The sequence below is a fragment of the Streptomyces sp. NPDC058373 genome (genome assembly GCF_042723275.1).
GTDB lineage: Bacteria > Actinomycetota > Actinomycetes > Streptomycetales > Streptomycetaceae > Streptomyces.
Genome location: NZ_JBHXJE010000003.1, coordinates 158185 through 175756, shown reverse-complemented (window position 1 = coordinate 175756; position 17572 = coordinate 158185). Strand labels below are relative to the sequence as shown.

The 17572-nt window shown below is 73.8% G+C and carries 18 protein-coding genes and 1 tRNA gene; 4 read left to right on the top strand and 15 right to left on the bottom strand.

Features of this window, described 5'->3' with window-relative positions; all coding sequences use genetic code 11:
- The first annotated feature begins 80 nt into the window (after nt 1-80).
- Both ACFWMZ_RS03475 and ACFWMZ_RS03470 read left to right on the top strand, forming a co-directional pair.
- Entirely contained in the window at nt 81-1334 is a 1254-nt protein-coding gene (locus ACFWMZ_RS03475; protein ID WP_383199365.1) for a hydrolase, read from the top strand.
- Nucleotides 1335-1395: 61 nt separating this feature from the next.
- A complete protein-coding gene (locus ACFWMZ_RS03470; RefSeq protein WP_383172527.1) occupies nt 1396-2052 on the top strand; it encodes an SDR family oxidoreductase in 657 nt (218 codons plus the stop codon).
- 118 nt (nt 2053-2170) lie between these two features.
- Here ACFWMZ_RS03470 and ACFWMZ_RS03465 read toward each other — a convergent pair whose 3' ends face one another.
- Together ACFWMZ_RS03465 and ACFWMZ_RS03460 are read right to left on the bottom strand one after the other, a co-directional pair.
- Nucleotides 2171-2371, bottom strand: coding sequence for a hypothetical protein (locus ACFWMZ_RS03465; protein ID WP_383172529.1), 201 nt, complete (start codon nt 2369-2371; stop codon nt 2171-2173).
- Nucleotides 2372-2699: 328 nt separating this feature from the next.
- Nucleotides 2700-2781 (bottom strand) — tRNA-Tyr (locus ACFWMZ_RS03460).
- Nucleotides 2782-2991: 210 nt separating this feature from the next.
- On the opposite strand from ACFWMZ_RS03460, the gene ACFWMZ_RS03455 reads away from it, so the two are divergent.
- Nucleotides 2992-3480, top strand: coding sequence for a YajQ family cyclic di-GMP-binding protein (locus tag ACFWMZ_RS03455; protein WP_383172530.1), 489 nt, complete (start codon nt 2992-2994; stop codon nt 3478-3480).
- Between the two features lie 65 nt (nt 3481-3545).
- Here ACFWMZ_RS03455 and ACFWMZ_RS03450 read toward each other — a convergent pair whose 3' ends face one another.
- The 13 genes from ACFWMZ_RS03450 to ACFWMZ_RS03390 all read right to left on the bottom strand — a co-directional run bounded on the left by ACFWMZ_RS03450 (nt 3546) and on the right by ACFWMZ_RS03390 (nt 16080).
- Nucleotides 3546-3812, bottom strand: coding sequence for a GlsB/YeaQ/YmgE family stress response membrane protein (locus tag ACFWMZ_RS03450; protein WP_383172532.1), 267 nt, complete (start codon nt 3810-3812; stop codon nt 3546-3548).
- Between the two features lie 201 nt (nt 3813-4013).
- On the bottom strand, nt 4014-4406 hold the full coding sequence (locus ACFWMZ_RS03445) for a YccF domain-containing protein (RefSeq protein WP_383172534.1): 393 nt from the start codon (nt 4404-4406) through the stop codon (nt 4014-4016).
- The gene (gene htpX, locus ACFWMZ_RS03440; RefSeq protein WP_383172536.1) at nt 4403-5263 is read right to left on the bottom strand and encodes a zinc metalloprotease HtpX; all 861 of its coding nucleotides are present in this window, start codon (nt 5261-5263) and stop codon (nt 4403-4405) included. The genes ACFWMZ_RS03445 and htpX overlap by 4 nt, the downstream gene beginning before the upstream one ends.
- A 160-nt stretch (nt 5264-5423) precedes the next feature.
- Nucleotides 5424-6962, bottom strand: coding sequence for an NADH-quinone oxidoreductase subunit N (locus tag ACFWMZ_RS03435; protein WP_383199363.1), 1539 nt, complete (start codon nt 6960-6962; stop codon nt 5424-5426).
- Entirely contained in the window at nt 6959-8533 is a 1575-nt protein-coding gene (locus ACFWMZ_RS03430) for a NuoM family protein (RefSeq protein WP_383199361.1), read from the bottom strand. Before ACFWMZ_RS03430 ends, ACFWMZ_RS03435 begins: the two co-directional genes overlap by 4 nt.
- A 5-nt stretch (nt 8534-8538) precedes the next feature.
- On the bottom strand, nt 8539-10539 hold the full coding sequence (locus ACFWMZ_RS03425; RefSeq protein WP_383172545.1) for an NADH-quinone oxidoreductase subunit L: 2001 nt from the start codon (nt 10537-10539) through the stop codon (nt 8539-8541).
- Nucleotides 10536-10967 (bottom strand): NADH-quinone oxidoreductase subunit NuoK, encoded by a 432-nt coding sequence (nuoK, locus tag ACFWMZ_RS03420; protein WP_383172548.1) that lies wholly within the window; start codon nt 10965-10967, stop codon nt 10536-10538. Before nuoK ends, ACFWMZ_RS03425 begins: the two co-directional genes overlap by 4 nt.
- Nucleotides 10967-11812, bottom strand: a complete 846-nt coding sequence (locus ACFWMZ_RS03415) for an NADH-quinone oxidoreductase subunit J (RefSeq protein WP_383199359.1) — start codon at nt 11810-11812, stop codon at nt 10967-10969. Before ACFWMZ_RS03415 ends, nuoK begins: the two co-directional genes overlap by 1 nt.
- Nucleotides 11809-12414: a NuoI/complex I 23 kDa subunit family protein gene (locus ACFWMZ_RS03410; RefSeq protein WP_383172556.1), complete on the bottom strand. Its 606-nt coding sequence runs from the start codon at nt 12412-12414 to the stop codon at nt 11809-11811. Before ACFWMZ_RS03410 ends, ACFWMZ_RS03415 begins: the two co-directional genes overlap by 4 nt.
- Nucleotides 12415-13383 carry an NADH-quinone oxidoreductase subunit H gene (locus tag ACFWMZ_RS03405; protein WP_383172559.1) on the bottom strand — a complete coding sequence of 323 codons (969 nt, stop codon included), beginning with the start codon at nt 13381-13383 and terminating at the stop codon, nt 12415-12417.
- Nucleotides 13380-15059 carry an NADH-quinone oxidoreductase subunit C gene (locus ACFWMZ_RS03400; protein WP_383199357.1) on the bottom strand — a complete coding sequence of 560 codons (1680 nt, stop codon included), beginning with the start codon at nt 15057-15059 and terminating at the stop codon, nt 13380-13382. Before ACFWMZ_RS03400 ends, ACFWMZ_RS03405 begins: the two co-directional genes overlap by 4 nt.
- Nucleotides 15056-15706, bottom strand: coding sequence for an NADH-quinone oxidoreductase subunit B (locus tag ACFWMZ_RS03395; protein ID WP_383172564.1), 651 nt, complete (start codon nt 15704-15706; stop codon nt 15056-15058). Before ACFWMZ_RS03395 ends, ACFWMZ_RS03400 begins: the two co-directional genes overlap by 4 nt.
- Nucleotides 15697-16080, bottom strand: coding sequence for an NADH-quinone oxidoreductase subunit A (locus ACFWMZ_RS03390; RefSeq protein WP_383172566.1), 384 nt, complete (start codon nt 16078-16080; stop codon nt 15697-15699). Before ACFWMZ_RS03390 ends, ACFWMZ_RS03395 begins: the two co-directional genes overlap by 10 nt.
- A gap of 246 nt (nt 16081-16326) precedes the next feature.
- Between ACFWMZ_RS03390 and ACFWMZ_RS03385 the strand changes: the two genes are divergently transcribed.
- Nucleotides 16327-17529, top strand: a complete 1203-nt coding sequence (locus tag ACFWMZ_RS03385; RefSeq protein WP_383172568.1) for a sensor histidine kinase — start codon at nt 16327-16329, stop codon at nt 17527-17529.
- Nucleotides 17530-17572 lie beyond the last annotated feature (43 nt).

Sequence of the window (17572 nt, the reverse complement as noted above, 5' to 3'; positions counted from 1 at the left end):
CGCCCGTGCCGCGGTGGCCGAACGGGTGCGGCCTGCGGGCGAGAACGCGCCCGTCCGCCGCCCGAGCCCCCAGGAGCGCGATGTCCGACAGCCAGCCGCAGCCCTCGCCGTCCCCCGGCCCGTCCGGCGGCCCGGACGGTGCCGACCTGCTGCTCACCGGGGCCACCCTCACCGACGGCCGCACGGTCGACGTCCGCCTCGGCCGCGGCCGCATCCAGGCCGTCGGCACCGCCGGCAGCCTCGCCCCGCTCGGCCTCCGCATCGACCTGCGCGGCTACCTGCTGCTCCCGGCCCCCGCCGAACCCCACGCCCACAGCGACCTGGCCCTCACCGCCGACGCCGCCGGACCCGTCTCCCCCGACCCTGCCGACGTCCAGCGCCGCGCCACCGAGGCCGCCCTCCTCCAACTCGGCCACGGCGCCACCGCGCTCCGCTCGCACGTGCGCGTCGGCGACGTGCAGGGCCTCGGCGCCATGGAGGCGGTCCTCCAGGCCCGGCGGGCGGTACACGGCCTCACCGACCTCACCGCCGTCGCCATGCCCCGCCTGCTCACCGGCGCCGCCGGGGCCGACGGGCTCGCCATGCTCCACGACGCGGTCAAGATGGGCGCCTCCGTCGTCGGCGCCTGCCCCGACCTCGACCCGGACCCGGCCGGCTGCGCCGAGGCCGTCCTGGACGCCGCCGCCCAGCACGGCTGCCCGGTCGACCTGCACACCGACGGCTCCGACCCGGTGCGGCTGACCCGCCTCGCCGCCATGGCGGGCGGGCTGCGCCCCGGCGTCACCATCGGCCCCTGCGACGGGCTGGGCCGCCTCCCCGCCGACGTCGCCGGACGCACCGCCGAGGCGCTGGCCGCCGCCGGGATCACCGTCGTCTGCCTCCCGCAGGGCCCCTGCGGCGGCCTGGAGCGCCGCCGCGGCCAGGACACCCCGGTCCACCTGCTGCGGGCCGCCGGCGTCCGCGTCACCGCCGGCAGCGGCGCCCTGCGCGACGTCGCCAACCCGGTCGGGCGCGGCGACCCCCTCCAGGCCGCCCACCTGCTCGCCTCCCGGCACGGGCTGCGCCCCGACGAGGCGTACGAGGCGGTGGCCGGGGCCGCCCGCGAGGCGCTCGGGCTGGCACCGGTGCGGATCGAGGCGGGGTTCCCCGCGGAGCTGCTGGCGGTGCGCGGCACGGGGCTGGCCGAGGCGCTGTCGCTCGGGTACAGCCGGATCGTGGTCCACCGGGGCCGGGTCGTCGCCCGCACCAGCGCGGTCCGCGAGTACTGCGACTCGGCCACCGCGGCCGTCGCCGGGCTGCCGCGGCAGGGCCGCACGGGGACCGAACCGGCCTGAGCGGCACGCCGGTTCGGCGCTGGACGGGCGGGACGGCGCGGCCCGGCGTACGGTCGGGATCATGCGCATTGTCATCGCTGGTGGACACGGAAAGATCGCGCTGCGGCTGGAGCGGCTGCTCGCCGCGCGCGGAGACGACGTGACAGGACTGATCCGCAACCCCGAGCAGGTCGACGACCTGCGCGAGGCGGGCGCCCAGGCCGTCCTGTGCGACCTGGAGTCGGCGACGCCCGAGGAGGTCACCGAGGTGCTGCGGGGCGCCGACGCGGCGGTCTTCGCGGCCGGTTCCGGCCCGGGCAGCGGCTCGGCCCGCAAGGAGACCATGGACCGCGACGGCGCCGAACTCTTCGCCTCGGCCGCCGAACGCGCCGGGGTACGCCGGTTCCTGATCGTCTCCTCGATGGGCGCCGACGCCGACCACCGGGGCGACGAGGTCTTCGACGTCTACCAGCGCGCCAAGGGCGCCGCCGACGACGCCGTACGCGCCCACGAGGGCCTCGACTGGACGGTCCTGCGCCCCGGCTCCCTCACGGACGACCAGGGCACCGGCAAGGTCCGCCTGAAGGCCTCCACGGGCCGCGGCAGCGTTCCCCGGGACGACGTCGCCCGCGTCCTGCTCGAACTGATCGACACCCCGGCGACGGCGGGCCTCACCCTGGAGCTGATCTCCGGCGAGACCCCGGCGGCGGTCGCCGTGAAGGACGTGGCGGGCAACTGATCCGCTCCGCCCGCCTTCGCGGACGCACACGGCACCACGCGAAACCCCCTCCTCCGGCTCGGGTGCGGGAGGAGGAGGCGAGCCCGCACCGCGAGGCGGGCGGGCACGGAACGGCCGGTCAGCCGATCTTGATCATCGTCTCGTGCTTGGTGGCCACGACCCAGGCCGTCTGGCCTCCGCAGCTGTACACCGAGGCGGCGGACGAATCGGCGGCGACCCACGAACCACTGTGCGTCGAGTCGGTCCCGCGGTAGTCCCTGCACGTGACGAGGACGCGCACGTATCCGGCGCCTCCGGCGCAGTCCGCGTACCCCTTCACCGACCCGCTGTCCCTCCAGCTCGTTCAGCCGGTCGGACCGGCGGCGGCCGCCGGAGCGGCCGCGGCCAGACCGAGTCCGAGCATCGCCGCCGTCGCGAGACTCGCGGCCGAGACCTTCCTTGCATGCGCATTGCTTCCCCCCCCATTGGGCCTTGACGTGACCGGGTCAGCTTCGACCCCGCACAGAACCTGGTCAAGCTGTTCTCAACAGGGACCGACCAGGAACTCGGTGAGACAGGTCGAAGAGCCCCGCACCACCACCGCCGAAAACGAAAGATCCCCTCCGACCTGCTGTTTCAGCGAGGTCGGAGGGGATCTCCACCCAGTGTGGCGGCGCCAGGATTCGAACCTGGGAAGGCTGAGCCGGCAGATTTACAGTCTGCTCCCTTTGGCCGCTCGGGCACACCGCCTGGGATGCCGCCTCGCAGCCCCGCTTCGGGGCGGTGCTCCGTGGCAACGACGTAAACGATACCTGATGCTCGGGGGTGGTCCGCCACTCGGTTGTTCGCGGGCCCGGGGTGGCGGCGGTGGCTAGTCTTTGCGGGTGCGGCCGGGGCGGACCCCGGCCGCCTTTCTGCCCGACCGTTGTCAGCACACACCGATTCAAGGAGCCACAGGACATGGCCGACTCCAGTTTCGACATCGTCTCGAAGGTCGAGCGGCAGGAGGTCGACAACGCCCTCAACCAGGCCGCCAAGGAGATCTCGCAGCGTTACGACTTCAGGAACGTCGGGGCGTCGATCGCCTGGTCCGGCGAGAAGATCCTGATGCAGGCCAACTCCGAGGAGCGGGTCAACGCCATCCTCGACGTGTTCCAGTCCAAGCTGATCAAGCGGGGGATCTCGCTGAAGGCCCTGGACGCCGGGGAGCCGCAGCTCTCGGGCAAGGACTACAAGATCTTCGCCTCCATCGAGGAGGGCATCTCGCAGGAGAACGCGAAGAAGGTCGCCAAGATCATCCGCGACGAGGGCCCGAAGGGCGTCAAGGCGCAGGTGCAGGGTGACGAGCTGCGCGTCAGCTCCAAGAGCCGGGACGACCTCCAGGCCGTGCAGGCCCTGCTGAAGAACCAGGACTTCGACTTCGCGCTGCAGTACGTCAACTACCGCTGACCCGCGCCCACCGCGGCGTACGACGGTACGACGGCCGCCCCCTGTCCGGGGGCGGCCGTCGGCGGTCAGCGGCGGGAGTGGCCGAAGAGCAGGCGGTAGCCGATGAGCAGCACCAGGGAGCCGCCGATGGCGGAGACCCAAGTGGCGGCGTCGAAGAATTCGTTGGCGATCGGGCGGTCCAGGAAGCGGCTGGATATCCAGCCGCCGATGAAGGCGCCCGCCACGCCGATGAGGATGGTGCCGATGAAGCCGCCCGGGTCGCGGCCGGGGAGGATGATCTTCGCGATTGCTCCGGCCAGCAGGCCGAGAATGATCCAACTGATGATGCCCATGCGGTGATCCTGCCTCTCGCGAACATGTTCATGCGTCGGGCGGGTACATGTGTGGGTCTTCACCGCAGGCCCCTCCGCGGCACGCGCCGCGATCCCCCGTGCAGGTGGTCGTTCCCATGTGCCCGGACGCCGTCCTCAGAGGAGGACGTGACCGGGCGGCGGGTGGTTGCCCGGCGCGCCGGGACGGGGCGCCGGGAGGCGTCAGCGGGCCGCGAAGGGCTCGCCGGTGCGGACGATCTCGCGGCCCAGCGGCATCAGCGAGACGGGGATCAGCTTGAAGTTGGCGATGCCCAGCGGGATGCCGATGATCGTGACGCACAGGGCGATGCCGGTGGCGATGTGGCCGAGCGCCAGCCACCAGCCGGCCAGGACCAGCCACAGCACGTTCCCCACGCAGGACGGGGCGCCCGCGCCGCGCCGCTCGACCGCGGAGTAGCCGAAGGGCCAGAGGGCGTAGACGCCGATCCGGAACGCGGCGATGCCGAACGGGATGCCGATGACCGTGATGCAGAGCAGCACTCCGGCGAGCAGGTACCCGAGGAAGAGCCAGAAGCCGCTCAGGACCAGCCAGATGATGTTCAGAAGGGTCTTCAACGACGGCCTGCCATCTGTTCGAGTCGGGCGATGCGCTCCGCCATCGGCGGGTGCGTGGAAAACATCTTCGCCATGCTCTCACCCGGGCGGAACGGGTTGGCGATCATCATGTGGCTGGCCGTCTCGATGCGGGGCTCAGGGGGGAGCGGCAGCCGTTTCGTACCGGCGTCCAGCTTACGCAGGGCGGAGGCGAGTGCCAGGGGGTCTCCGGTCAGCTGGGCGCCGGAGGCGTCGGCCTCGTACTCGCGGGAGCGGCTGATGGCGAGCTGGATGACGGAGGCGGCCAGCGGGCCCAGCAGCATGATCAGGAGCATGCCGAAGAGGCCGGGGCCTTCGTCGTTGTCGGAGCGGCCGAAGGGGATCAGCCAGGCGAAGTTGACCAGGAACATGATCACGGAGGCGAGGGCCCCGGCGACCGAGGAGATGAGGATGTCGCGGTTGTAGACGTGGCTCAGCTCGTGGCCGATGACGCCGCGCAGTTCGCGCTCGTCGAGGAGGCGGAGGATGCCGTCGGTGCAGCAGACCGCGGCGTTGCGCGGGTTGCGGCCGGTGGCGAAGGCGTTGGGCGCCTCGGTGGGTGAGATGTAGAGGCGTGGCATGGGCTGGCGGGCCTGCGTCGACAGGTCGCGGACCATGCGGTAGAGCTGGGGCGCCTCGAACTCGCTGACCGGCCGGGCCCGCATGGCGCGCAGGGCCAGCTTGTCGCTGTTCCAGTACGCGTAGGCGTTGGTGCCGAGTGCGACGAGGAGCGCGACGATCAGGCCCGTCCGGCCGAAGAGGCTGCCGATGACGAGGATGAGTGCGGACAGGCCCCCGAGGAGTACGGCGGTTTTCAGCCCGTTGTGCCGGCGGTGCACGCTACGCCCTCCAGGATGGTGCGGCAGGGGAGCCCTTGCGGACTGGTGCGTTCTTTCCACATCCAGTGGACCCTCCCTGCCTGGTCAACGCGAGGCGGGCGGTGCCAGTTCCCGAGCCGTCCCGAGGCAAGGGCCGAGCGGCCCCCGTGCCCGGGGCCGCTCAGAAGAGGCCGGTGGCGGTGAACCGGAGGATGAGCTGCGGCGCGCCGGAGAGGGCGGCGCCGATGAGGGCGGCGACGGCCACGGCGGCGGTGAGCGGCCGGGGTACGGCGCGCGGCAGCGCGGCCCCGTCGGCGGCGGGCCGGAAGAGCAGGGCCGTCCAGCGCAGGTAGTAGACGAGGGCGACGACCACGTTGAGCGCCATCACCACGGCGAGCCAGCCCAGCCCGGCGTCGACGGCGGCCGAGAAGACCGCGACCTTGGCGAAGAGGCCGACGACGCCCGGCGGCAGTCCGGCCAGGCAGAGCAGGAAGAAGGCGAGGGCGAGGGCGTGGGCCGGGTGGGTGGCGTACAGCGCGCGGTGGTCGGTGAGGCGGCCGGCCGGGCGGGTGCGGGCGACGAGGGCGACGACGGCGAAGGCGCCGAGGTTCACGGCGGCGTACATCAGGGCGTAGGCGAGGGTGGCGCCGACGGCCTCGTCGGGGGTGCCGGTGTACGCGGCGGCGGCGAGCGGGACGAGGAGGTAGCCGGCCTGGCCGACGGAGGACCAGGCGAGCAGCCGTACGGCGCTGTGGCGGCGGCCGGGGCGCTGGCGCAGGGCGGCGGTGTTGCCCGCGGTCATGGTGACGGCGGCGAGGACAGCGAGCAGCGGGCCCCAGAGGTCGCCGTAGGAGGGGAAGGCGAGGACGGTGACGAGGGCGATGCCGGTCAGGCCGGCGGTCTTGCCGACCACCGAGAGGTACCCGGCGACGGGGACGGGGGCGCCGGTGTAGGTGTCGGGGACCCAGAAGTGGAAGGGGGCGGCGGCGGTCTTGAAGGCGAAGCCGACGAGGGTGAGGGCGATGCCTGCCCGGGCGAGGGTGTGCAGCGCGGGGTCGGCCTCGGGGAGGCGGGCGGCGATCTCGGTGAGGTGGAGGGTGCCGGTGACGGCGTAGACGAAGCTGACGCCGAGGAGGGTGACGGCGGTGGCGGCGACCGAGGAGAGGAAGAACTTGAGGGCGGCCTCGGAGGAGCGGCGTTCACCGCGGCGCAGGCCGACCAGGGCGAAGGCGGGCAGGGAGGCCACTTCGAGGGCGATGACGAGGGTGGCCAGGTCGCGGGAGGCGGGGAGCAGGGCGGCTCCGGCGGCGGAGGCCAGCAGGAGGAACCAGTACTCGCCCGCGGGGAGCCGGTCGTCGCGGACGGTGGCCAGCGAGAGCAGGGCGGTGAGCAGGGCGCCGCCGAGGACCAGGAGCTGGACGACGAGGGTGAAGCCGTCGGCGGTGTAGCTGCAAGCGCCGCCCGCGTCGGCGGCGACGCAGAAGGTGGCGCGGTCCTCGCCGATCAGGGGCAGCAGGGTGAGCAGGGCGGCGGCGAGTCCGGCGAGCGTGATCACTCCGAGGAGTGGTTTGCGGCGCTCGGGCAGGAACAGGTCGGCGACGAGGACGGCGAGCGCGAGGACGGCCGTCAGGGTGGGCGGGGTGATCGCGAGCCAGTCCACGGACTGCGCCTGGGCGGCGAGCGCGGGCTGGGCGAGGGCGGCCATGGCCGGCGCGGTCATGAGGCGCCTCCTGCGAGAAGCTTCTGCACGGCGGGGTCGGTGAGGCCGAGCAGGACTGCGGGCCAGACTCCGGCGAGGACGGTCAGGGCGACGAGCGGGGTCCAGGTGGCGGCTTCGTGCCCCCGGATGTCGGCGAGCGGCGGGGCGCCTTCGGGGACGGCGCCCATGCAGACCCGGCGGACCACGAGGAGCAGGTACGCGGCGGTGAGCAGGGTGCCGAGTCCGGCGAGGGCGAGGTAGACGAGGAAGGCGGGGCGGCTGAGTCCGGCGGCGGGTTCGAAGGCGCCGAACATGGCGAGCATCTCGCCCCAGAACCCGGCGAGTCCTGGCAGGCCGAGCGAGGCGACGGCGGCGAAGGCGAGGAGGGCGCCGAGGCGGGGGGCGCGGCCGTAGAGGGCGGCTCCGGCGACTCCGGCGAGGGCGTCGATGTCGGTGGAGCCCGTGCGGTCCTTGACGGCGCCGACGAGGAAGAAGAGCAGGCCGGTGATGAGGCCGTGGGCGATGTTGGCGAAGAGGGCGCCGTTGACGCCGGTGGGCGTCATGGTGGCGATGCCGAGGAGGACGAACCCCATGTGGCCGACGGAGGAGTAGGCGATGAGGCGCTTGAGGTCGCCCTTGCCGCCCTCGCGGACCAGGGAGAGGCAGACCAGCGAGCCGTAGACGATGCCGACGGCGGCGAAGGCGCCCAGGTAGGGGGCGAAGGCGTGGAGGCCGTCGGGGGTGGCGGGCAGCAGGATGCGGACGAACCCGTACGTGCCCATCTTCAGCAGGACTCCGGCGAGGAGGACCGAGCCGACGGTGGGGGCGGCGGTGTGGGCGTCGGGGAGCCAGCTGTGCAGCGGCCACATCGGCGCCTTCACGGCGAGGCCGAGGCCTACCGCGATGACGGCGAGGACCTGTACAGTTACGGAGAGTGACGAACCGCCGTCCGCGGCGAGCGCCACCATGTCGAACGTGCCTGCCTTCAGCCCGATGAGGAGCAGGCCGAGCAGCATGATCACGGAGCCGAGGAGGGTGTAGACGATGAACTTCCCCGCCGCCTGTTCGCGGGCGGCGCCGCCCCAGCGGGCGATGAGGAAGTACATGGGGATGAGGACGGTCTCGAAGGCCAGGAAGAACAGGACCAGGTCGAGGACGGCGAAGGTGGCGAGCGTGCCGGTCTCCAGCAGGAGCAGCAGTGCGACGAACGCCTTCGGGGAGGGCCCGGTGGGGGGCCGGAAGTAGCTGTAGAGCGCGCAGAGGAAGGTGAGGAGCGCGGTGAGGACGATCAGGGGGAGCGAGATGCCGTCGACGCCCAGGTGGAAGCGGATGTCCAGGGCGGGGATCCAGCTGATGTCGGTGTCGGCCTGCATCACCGAGGGCCTGCTGTGGTCGAACCCGGCGGCGAGGGCGAGGGTGATCAGCAGGACGGCACCGGTGACGACGACGCCGTGGCGGAGCACGGCCTGGTCGGGGTTCTTCCCCTTCAGACCGGGCGGGGCGGGCAGCAGGGCGGCGACGGCGCCGACGAGCGGGCCGGCGACGGTGGCGGCGAGAAGCAGCTGGAGCACGGGTTCGCTGATATCGGGCACGGCTCTCACGCTCCGGCGGCGGTGACGAGGACGGCGGCGACCGCCAGGACGAGAGCACCGGCGAGGAGCACGGTGAGGTAGGTCTGCGCGTTACCGGTCTGCGTCTTGCGGACGGTGGTGCCGAGCAGCCGCGGGACGGCCCCGGCGGCGCGGACGTACGTGTCGACGACCTCGCGGTCGAGGAAGGCGGCGAGCCTGGCGGCGGCCAGGGTCGGGCGGACGAAGAGCGCCTGCGCGACGGCGTCGAGGTGGAACCCGGCGGCCGCGTGCGGGTGGAGCGGGCCGAGGAGGAGGCGGCCCGGGTCGGCGGGGTCGGGGCGTTCGGCGAGGTCTCCGTCGGCGGGGGCGTGGCCGGTGAGTGCCTCGGTCGCCATCTCGGCCTCGGACTCGGCCTGGGGCTCGTGCGGACCGCGCGGTCCGGCGCCGGTGGCGGCTGCCATGGCGGTGGTGTGGCGCCAGGTGCCGTAGGTGACGAGGCCGCCGACGAGGGCGAGGCCGGTGGCGAGGACGGAGGTGGTGAGGGTGGGCGCGAGCGAGGCTCCGCCGAACCAGTCGCCGAGGACGCCGTAGGCGAGGCCGAGGGCGAGGGAGGGGGCGGCGAGGAGCCAGAGGACGACGTTCATGACCAGGGGCTGCGAGCCGTGGACGGGGCGTTCGGCGCCCTGGCCGTAGAAGGCGCGGAGCCAGAGCCGGGTGGCGTAGGCGGCGGTGAGGACGGCGGTCGCGAGCCCGGCGACGAGGACGATCCATCCGGCGACGACCGGGGCGGCCTCGGTGTGGCCGGTGGCGGCGCGTTCGGCGGCGCCGAGGACGGCCTCCTTGGAGAAGAAGCCGCTGAAGGGAGGGAGCGCGGCGAGGGCGAGCAGGGCGACGGTCATCGTCCAGTACGCGTCGGCGGCCCGGGCCCGCAGGGCGCCGGTGCGGGACATGGCGGTCAGCGAGTTGGTTCCGGCGGCGTGGATGAGGGCGCCGGCGGCGAGGAAGAGCAGTGCCTTGAACGCGCCGTGGGTGAGGAGGTGGAAGACGGCGGCGGAGCGGTCGGCGACGGCGAGGGCGGCCGTCATGTAGCCGAGCTGGCCGATGGTCGAGTAGGCGAGGACGCGTTTGATGTCGTCCTGGGCCAGGGCGGCGAGCGCCGACCCGGCCATGGTGAGGACGGCCATCACCGCGAGGACCACCAGGGCGGCGGCGGAGGCCGCGAAGACCGGGAGGAGCCGGGCGACGAAGTAGACGCCGGCGGCGACCATCGTCGCGGCGTGGATCAGCGCGGAGACGGGCGTGGGGCCGGCCATCGCGTCGGGCAGCCAGATGTGGAGGGGGAACTGGGCCGACTTGCCCGCGACTCCGGCGAGGAGCAGCAGGGCGATGAGGGTCGGGTGGTCGAGGCCGCCGTCGCCGACGGCGTCGAGGATCCGGGTGATGCGGAAGGAGCCGGTGTCGGCGGCGAGCGCGAAGAGCCCGATGAGGAAGGGGACGTCGCCGAGCTTGGTGACGAGGAACGCCTTCAGCGAGGCGGCGCGGGCCTCCGGGGTCTCCCAGTAGTGGCCGACGAGGAAGTACGAGCAGATGCCCATGACCTCCCAGCCGACCAGCAGCACGATCAGGTCGCCGGAGTAGACGACGAGCAGCATGGCGGAGGTGAAGAGGGAGACGAGCGCGGCGTACGACGGGTAGCGCGGGTCGTCGCGGAGGTAGCCGGTCGAGTAGATCTGCACGCAGGTGGCGACGGCGGCGACCAGCACGGCGACGAGGACGGCGAAGCCGTCGAGGTGCAGGGCGAGTTCGACGGGGACGGAGCCGGTGGGGGTCAGCTCGGTGGCGGCGTTCAGCGCGGGCCCGCCGTGCTGCCGGGCGGCGACCAGGGCGGCGAGGACCGTGGCGGCCAGCGGCGGCAGCACGGCCAGCGGGCGTACGAAGCCGGGGGCGGTGCGGCCGAGGGCGAGTCCCGCGAGGGCGCCGAGCAGCGGCAGGACGGGGACGAGGACGGCGAGGGTCGTGGTGGTCACCGGGCGGCCTCCGCCTTCTGCGCCGGGCTGGTGTACGGGGTGGCGGTGGCTGCCTCGTCGGCGGCGAGGGCTGCTTCGGCGGCGGTGGCCTCGGCGTCGTCGTCGGCCTCGGACTCGGCGGTGTCGCGGAGCCGGTCGAGGTCGGAGGTGCCCCGGTTGCGGTGGACGAGGAGGACGATCGCGAGGCCGATGCCGATCTCGGCGGCGGCGACGGCGATGGTGAACAGGGTGAGCGCCTGCCCGCCGTGCAGGGTGTCGCGCAGGGTGGTGCTCAGCCAGACGTCGAAGGCGACGAGGTTGAGGTTGACGGCGTTGAGCATCAGCTCGACCGACATCAGGACGAGGATCGCGTTGCGGCGGGCGAGGAGGCCGTAGACGCCGACCGCGAAGAGGAGGGCCGAGAGGACGGCGGGATAGGCGAGATGCATCAGCGGGTCCCCTCGGGGCCGGGGGTGTCTCCGTCGCCGGGCGTGGAGGCGGCTCGGCTTCGCCGGGGCGGCGCGGCTTCGCCGGGGGCGACCGTGGGGGCGGATGCCTCGCCCGGGCCGGTGGCGGGGCTGCCCGAGTTGGCGGGGGCGCCGGCGCTGCCCGTGCTCGGCGGGGTGTCCGGGCCGGCCGGGTCCCCGGCGGGGGAGTCGGCGGCGTCGTCCTCGCGGCCGGAGCGGCGGGAGAGGACGATCGCGCCGATCAGGGCGGCGAGGAGAAGGACGGAGAGGGCTTCGAAGGGCAGGACCCAGGAGCTGAAGAGCGCTTCGCCGGTGACCTGGGTGGAGCCCTGCACGGCCTGGTCGAGGTCGATCCAGGTGGTGCGGAAGGCGTCGACGACCACCCAGACCAGGGTGGCGGCGGTGGCCAGGGCGACGGCGAGGGCGACGGGCCGGTTGCCGGAGTCGGCGTCCGGGGAGCGGCCGATGGGCGCGCGGGTCAGCATCAGGCCGAAGAGCAGGAGGACGACGACGGAGCCGACATAGATGAGGACTTGGACCCAGGCGATGAACTCGGCTGTCAGCAGCAGGTACTCGACGGCGATACCGCCGAGAGCGACGACCAGCCAGAGGGCGGCGTGGACGAGTTGCCGGGTGGTGACGGTGAGGACGGCCGCGCCGAGGGTGACCAGGCCGACGAGGACGAAGACCACCTCGACGCCGGTCGGCGAGAGGAATCCGCGGTGCTGGACGGCCTCGGCGGCGGGCGCGGCCAGCCAGGTGGTGAGGGTGGCGCCGGCCGGGGTCTGGGCCGCCGTGGTCAGGGCTGCCGTGGTCAGGGCGGTCATCGGGCGTCGCCGTCCTCGGGCTGGGCGGGCTTGGCTTGCGCGGCTTCGGCGGCCTGCTGGGCGGCCGCGCGGTCGGCGGACTTGCGGGCGGCCGCGTACTCCTTGGGCTCCTCGGTGCCGGGGACCAGGGCGGGCGGGGCGGGCACCGTCCACATCCACTCGCGGAGCTTGTCGCGCTCGTGGGTGAGGTCGCGGATGTCGGTCTCGGCGTACTCGAACTCCGGGGACCAGAACAGCGCGTCGAAGGGGCACACCTCGACGCAGATACCGCAGTACATGCAGAGGGAGAAGTCGATGGCGAAGCGGTCGAGGACGTTGCGGCTGCGCTCGCGTCCGCCGGGGGCGGCGGGGGGCACCGTCTCCTTGTGGGAGTCGATGTAGATGCACCAGTCGGGGCATTCCCGGGCGCAGAGCATGCAGACCGTGCAGTTCTCCTCGAACAGGCCGATGACGCCGCGGCTGCGCGGCGGCAGGTCGGGCTGGACGTCCGGGTACTGCGCGGTGACGGTCTTCTTCGTCATCGTCCGCAGGGTGACGGCGAGGCCCTTGGCGAGGCCGGAGCCGGGGATACGGCGGCCGGAGGGGGGCTGGGGCGCGGTCATTTACTGGATCGCCACCTTCACGATGCCGGTGAGCGCGATCTGCGCGAGGGCGAGCGGGACGAGAGTGGTCCAGGCGAGCTTCTGGAGCTGGTCCTCCCGCATCCGGGGGAAGCTGACCCGCAGCCAGATCACCACGAAGGCCAGCACGGCGGTCTTCAGCAGGGTCCACACCCAGCCGAGCCCGTCGGCGCCCCACGGCCCGTGCCAGCCGCCGAGGAACAGCACGGTGGTGAGGCCGCAGAGAATCACGATGCCCGCGTACTCCGCGAGCAGGAAGAAGGCGAACCGCAGACCGGTGTACTCGGTGTACGCCCCGAAGATGATCTCCGAGTCGGCGACCGGCATGTCGAAGGGCGGCCGCTGGAGCTCGGCGAGCCCGGCGACGAAGAAGACGACGGCGCCGACGATCTGCCACGGCAGCCACCACCACTGGAAACCGTCGAGGATCCCGCTGAGCGACACCGTGCCCGCCGCCATGGCCACCGAGGCGGCCGCCAGCAGCATCGGCAGTTCGTACGCGAGGAGCTGGGCGGCGGTGCGCAGGCCGCCGAGGAGCGAGTACTTGTTGGCGGAGGCCCAGCCGCCCATGAGCGAGCCGAGCACGCCGACGCCCATCACGGCGAGGACGAAGAACACGCCCGCGTCGACGTGGACACCGGAGCCGGACTCCCCCGGGCCGACCGGCAGCACGGCGAGGACCAGCAGGTACGGCAGGAGCGCCACGGCCGGGGCCAGTTGGAAGACCCGCCGGTCGGCCTCGGCCGGGACGATGTCCTCCTTCTGCACGAACTTGACGCCGTCGGCGACGAGCTGCGCCCAGCCGTGGAACCCGCCCGCGTACATGGGCCCGAGCCGCCCCTGCATGTGCGCCATCGTCTTGTGCTCGGCCTGCCCGACGACGAGCGGCAACACCAGGAAGGCGACGAGGAGCACGAGCAGACGCAGGGCGACATCGAGTACGTCGTTCATGCGGGGTCACCTCCGGTGGGGGTGTCGGGGTCGGCGCCGGGAGTGTCCTTGGTGGGGCCGGGAGAGTTCTTGTCGGGGCCGGGCGGGGTGGGGTGGCCGGGCTCCGGTGTGGGGGCCCCGGGCGTCGTGGTCTCGGGCTCAGGGGCGGGTGCTTCGGGGGGCTCGGATGCCTGGGGGCCGGGGGTGCCGGAGCCCGGGGGACCGGAGGCAGGGCTGCCGGAGCTTGAGGTTCCGGAGTCCGAGGTGTCCGAGTCCGGGGTCGGCTGGTTCGGCTCAGGCGCGGCGGGCGGGCCGTCGGCATTGGTGCCGCGGGCAGGCTTGGGGCGCCGGCCGCCGGGCTCCGCGGCTTCCGTTGCGGCGGTGCTCTCCGCATTCTTCACCGGGCCGGACGGGATGGCCGAGGCGGACGGGTCCGCCGGGTCCGAAGAGGATTGCTCCGGAGGCGGGATCTCCTCGTGGGCCGGGCGGGCGTGGTGCCAGGGGGCGTCGGAGCTGCCCGCGCGGGCGGGGCCGCCGCCTGCGGCGGGCGGGCGTTGCTGCGAGGCGGAGCCGTCGGAGGCCGAGCGGTTGCGGCGGGGGCGTGCGGCGGGCGGGGCGCCGGACACCTCGGGGGGCTCGGCCGCGTCGGACGCGGGGGTCTCCTCGGAGGTGTCGGCCGCCTTGGGCGCGGGTCCCCCGGAAGTCCCGGTCGACGGGGTGGCCGAGGTCGGCTGCTGCGAGGCCGAGCCCTGCGACGCCGACCGGCTCCGGCGCGGGCGGGCGGGCGCCGGGGCGGGGGCTGCCTCGGGGGCGCCGGGCGCCTCGTCGGCGCCGAAGGGGGCGCCAGCCGTCCCGGGCGCGCCGGACGCCCCGGGAGTGTCGGGCGTGTCGGCCGCCGTCTGCGGGGGCTCGGCCGGCTGCGAGGCCGAGCCCTGCGACGCCGACCGGTTCCGGCGCGGGCGGGCGGGGCCGGTCGCCTCGGGGGACGCCGGCGACGCCGAAGGCGCCTCGGCCGTCGGGGTGTCGGGGCTCTGCGAGGCCGAACCCTCGGTGGCGGTGCGGGTGCGCCGTGCCGGGCGCGCCCCGTCGGCGGTGGCCGTGCGGCGCGCCGGGCGGGCCGGGGCGGCGGGGAGGGTGCCCTTGAGCGGGCCCCATTCGTTGGGGTCGGGGACACCGGGCGGGAGCATCTGCCGGCGCTTGGGGCCACCGTGGTCGGAGCCCTCGCCGGGCTCCTTGGCTCCGGGCCACGCCTTGGCGACGCGAGCGGCGAGGACGAAGTCCTTGCGCAGGGGGTGCCCTTCGAAGTTCTCGGGCAGCAGCAGGGGTTCCAGCCCGGGGTGACCGGTGAAGGCGACGCCGAACATCTCGTGCGTCTCCCGCTCGTGCCAGGCGGCGCCCGCGTACACCTCGACGGCGCTCTCCAGTACCGGCGCCTCGTGCGGCACGGTGGTGCGGACCAGCAGGCGGCGCACCGGCGCGAGGGCGACCAGATGGGCGGAGACCAGGAACCCGGTGCCGGGCTCGTCGACCGCGCTCAGCCAGTCGAAGAAGGTGCAGCCGAGCACGGAGCGGGCGGTACGCAGCGCGCTGGTCCAGGTCTCGGCGGGGACGTCCACGGTGAGGACGTCGTACGACTCCTCGGCCCGCGCCTCGGGGCCGAAGAGGGTGTCGGCGGGGTGCGGGAGCCAGCCGGTCACCGGCCCTCCTCCCCCGCGCCGCCGGCCGTGCCCGGAGTTGGCGGCGGCGTCACGAGTCCACTGGTCAGGGCGGTCGTCGAGGGACGCTCGGCGGGGCGGCCGTACCGTTCGCCGAGCGATTCGCGGGCGATCTTCTCCTGAAGCTTGATGATGCCCTGGAGCAGCGCCTCGGGCCGGGGCGGGCAGCCGGGCACGTAGACGTCGACGGGGATGATCTGGTCGACGCCCTTGGTGACCGAGTACGAGTCCCAGTAAGGGCCGCCGCAGTTGGAGCAGGCGCCGAAGGAGATGACGTACTTCGGTTCGGGCATCTGCTCGTAGAGCCGCCGGACGGCCGGGGCCATCTTGTCGGTGACGGTGCCGGAGACGACCATCAGGTCGGCCTGGCGCGGCCCGGGGGCGAAGGGGATGACGCCCAGCCGCATGAAGTCGTGGCGGGCCATCGAGGCGGCGATGAACTCGATGGCGCAGCAGGCGAGTCCGAAGTTGAAGACCCACAGGCTGTAGCGGCGGCCCCAGTTGAGGACCACCTTCATCGGAGCGGGCGCCAGGCGGGCGAGCCCGCCGAGCCGCTGGGGTTCGGGGAGGGCCACGGGGCCGGGCTCGGGGGCGGGGCCGTGGCCGGTTGCGGGGGGTGTCACGTCCATGCGAGGACGCCCTTCTTCCATGCGTACAGCAGGCCGATGGTCAGAAAGCCCAGGAAGATGAACATCTCCACGAGCGTCGTCGCCCCGTACCCGGTCTCTGCGAAGACCGTCGCCCAGGGGAAGAGGAAGATCGAGTCGACGGCGAAGATCACATAGAGGAACGCGTAGACGTAGTAGCGGACCTGGGTGTGGGCCCAGCCCTCGCCGACGGGGTCGACGCCGCATTCGTAGGTGAGCAGCTTCTCCGGTGTGGGGACGACCGGCCGCAGCAGCCGGCCCGCGCCGAAGGCGACGGCGACGAACAGCACGCCGACGACGGCGAGCAGGCCGACGACCGCGTACGACCGGAAGTACTCCCCGGCGAGCACCGTCATACGACGACCTCTCTCCCGCGCCCGCGTGTTCCGTGACGCTCCGCGTCCGACGATCTGTACGCACGGGAGTCTAGGGCCTGCTAAAGATGCCGTAAGCAGCCCGTCCGGGTCCCGGGCGGGTCCAGGGGGTGCCGGCGAAGTCCCGCGCGGCGCCCGACGGGCCGAAGGAGGGTGGGGTTAACCCCCGGCACGGCGACCGGCGCACCTCATGGCGGGGCGCCCCGGCCGCGGGGGACCCTGGCAGACATGAGCACACCGACCATCGCGAGCGGCACCGGTACCTCCGGCGAGCCGACGCCACGCCGTCCGGGCCTCGCCTTCGAGGGCCACACCTGGCGGGAGGTCGGCTACCTGCTGACCAACCTGCCGTGCACCCTCCTCGGTTTCGTCTACGCGCTGACCATGCTCGCCCTCGGCGGCGGCCTGGCCGTCACCGTGATCGGCCTGCCGCTGCTCGCCCTGGCGCTCGGCGGGGCGCGCGTACTCGGCAGGTTCGAGCGCGGGCGCGCCCGGGCTCTGCTGGGCTTGCGGGTGGAGGAGCCCAGCGCGCTGCCGCGGCGGCGAGGCGGGGGCGTGCTGGCCGGGGTGTGGCAGGCGCTGAGGGACCCGGTCGGCTGGCGGACGATGCTGTTCTCGCTGATGCGGCTGCCCTGGGGTGTCCTCACCTTCTCGCTGACGTTGGTGGGGCTGCTGGTGCTGTGGCCGGTGCTGCCGTTCCTCACCAGGCTGCTGACCGACGCCGACCGGGCGATGGTGCGGGGACTGCTGTCTCCTTCCGACGAGTTGGAGCGGCGGATCGCCGAACTGGAGTCGGACCGCGGTGTGGTCGTCGACACGGCCGCGGCGGACCTGCGGCGGATCGAGCGGGACCTGCACGACGGGGCGCAGGCCCGGCTGGTCAACCTGGCGATGGGCCTGGGGCTGGCGAAGGAGAAGCTGGCCGAGGGGACGGCCGACGCGACGGTGGCCGCGATGGTCGACGAGGCGCACGGCGAGGTCAAGCTGGCCCTCCAGGAGCTGCGGGACCTCGCGCGGGGCATCCACCCGGCGGTGCTGACCGACCGGGGCCTCGGCGCCGCCCTCTCCTCCCTCGCCTCCCGGTGCACGGTCCCGGTGCGGGCCACGGCCGAACTCTCCGAGCGCCCGGCCGCGGCCATCGAGGGCATCGCCTACTTCACCGTCTCCGAGCTCCTGCAGAACATCAGCAAGCACAGCGGGGCCCGCACCGCCTCGGTCGACGTGTGGCGCACCGGTGACCGGCTCCTGCTGAGGGTGGAGGACGACGGGCGCGGCGGCGCGCGGCTGGACGGCGGCAGTGGTCTGGCGGGGCTTGCCGAGCGGCTGAACGCCGTGGACGGCGTCTTCACGGTGACCTCCCCCGCGGGCGGGCCGACGGTGGCCACGGCGGAGCTGCCCTGGCGCGCCCGGCCCGCGGCCGAGAGCGCCTGACGCCCCGCCCCTCCGCCACCCGGGGCACCCCCGCCCGCCCCAG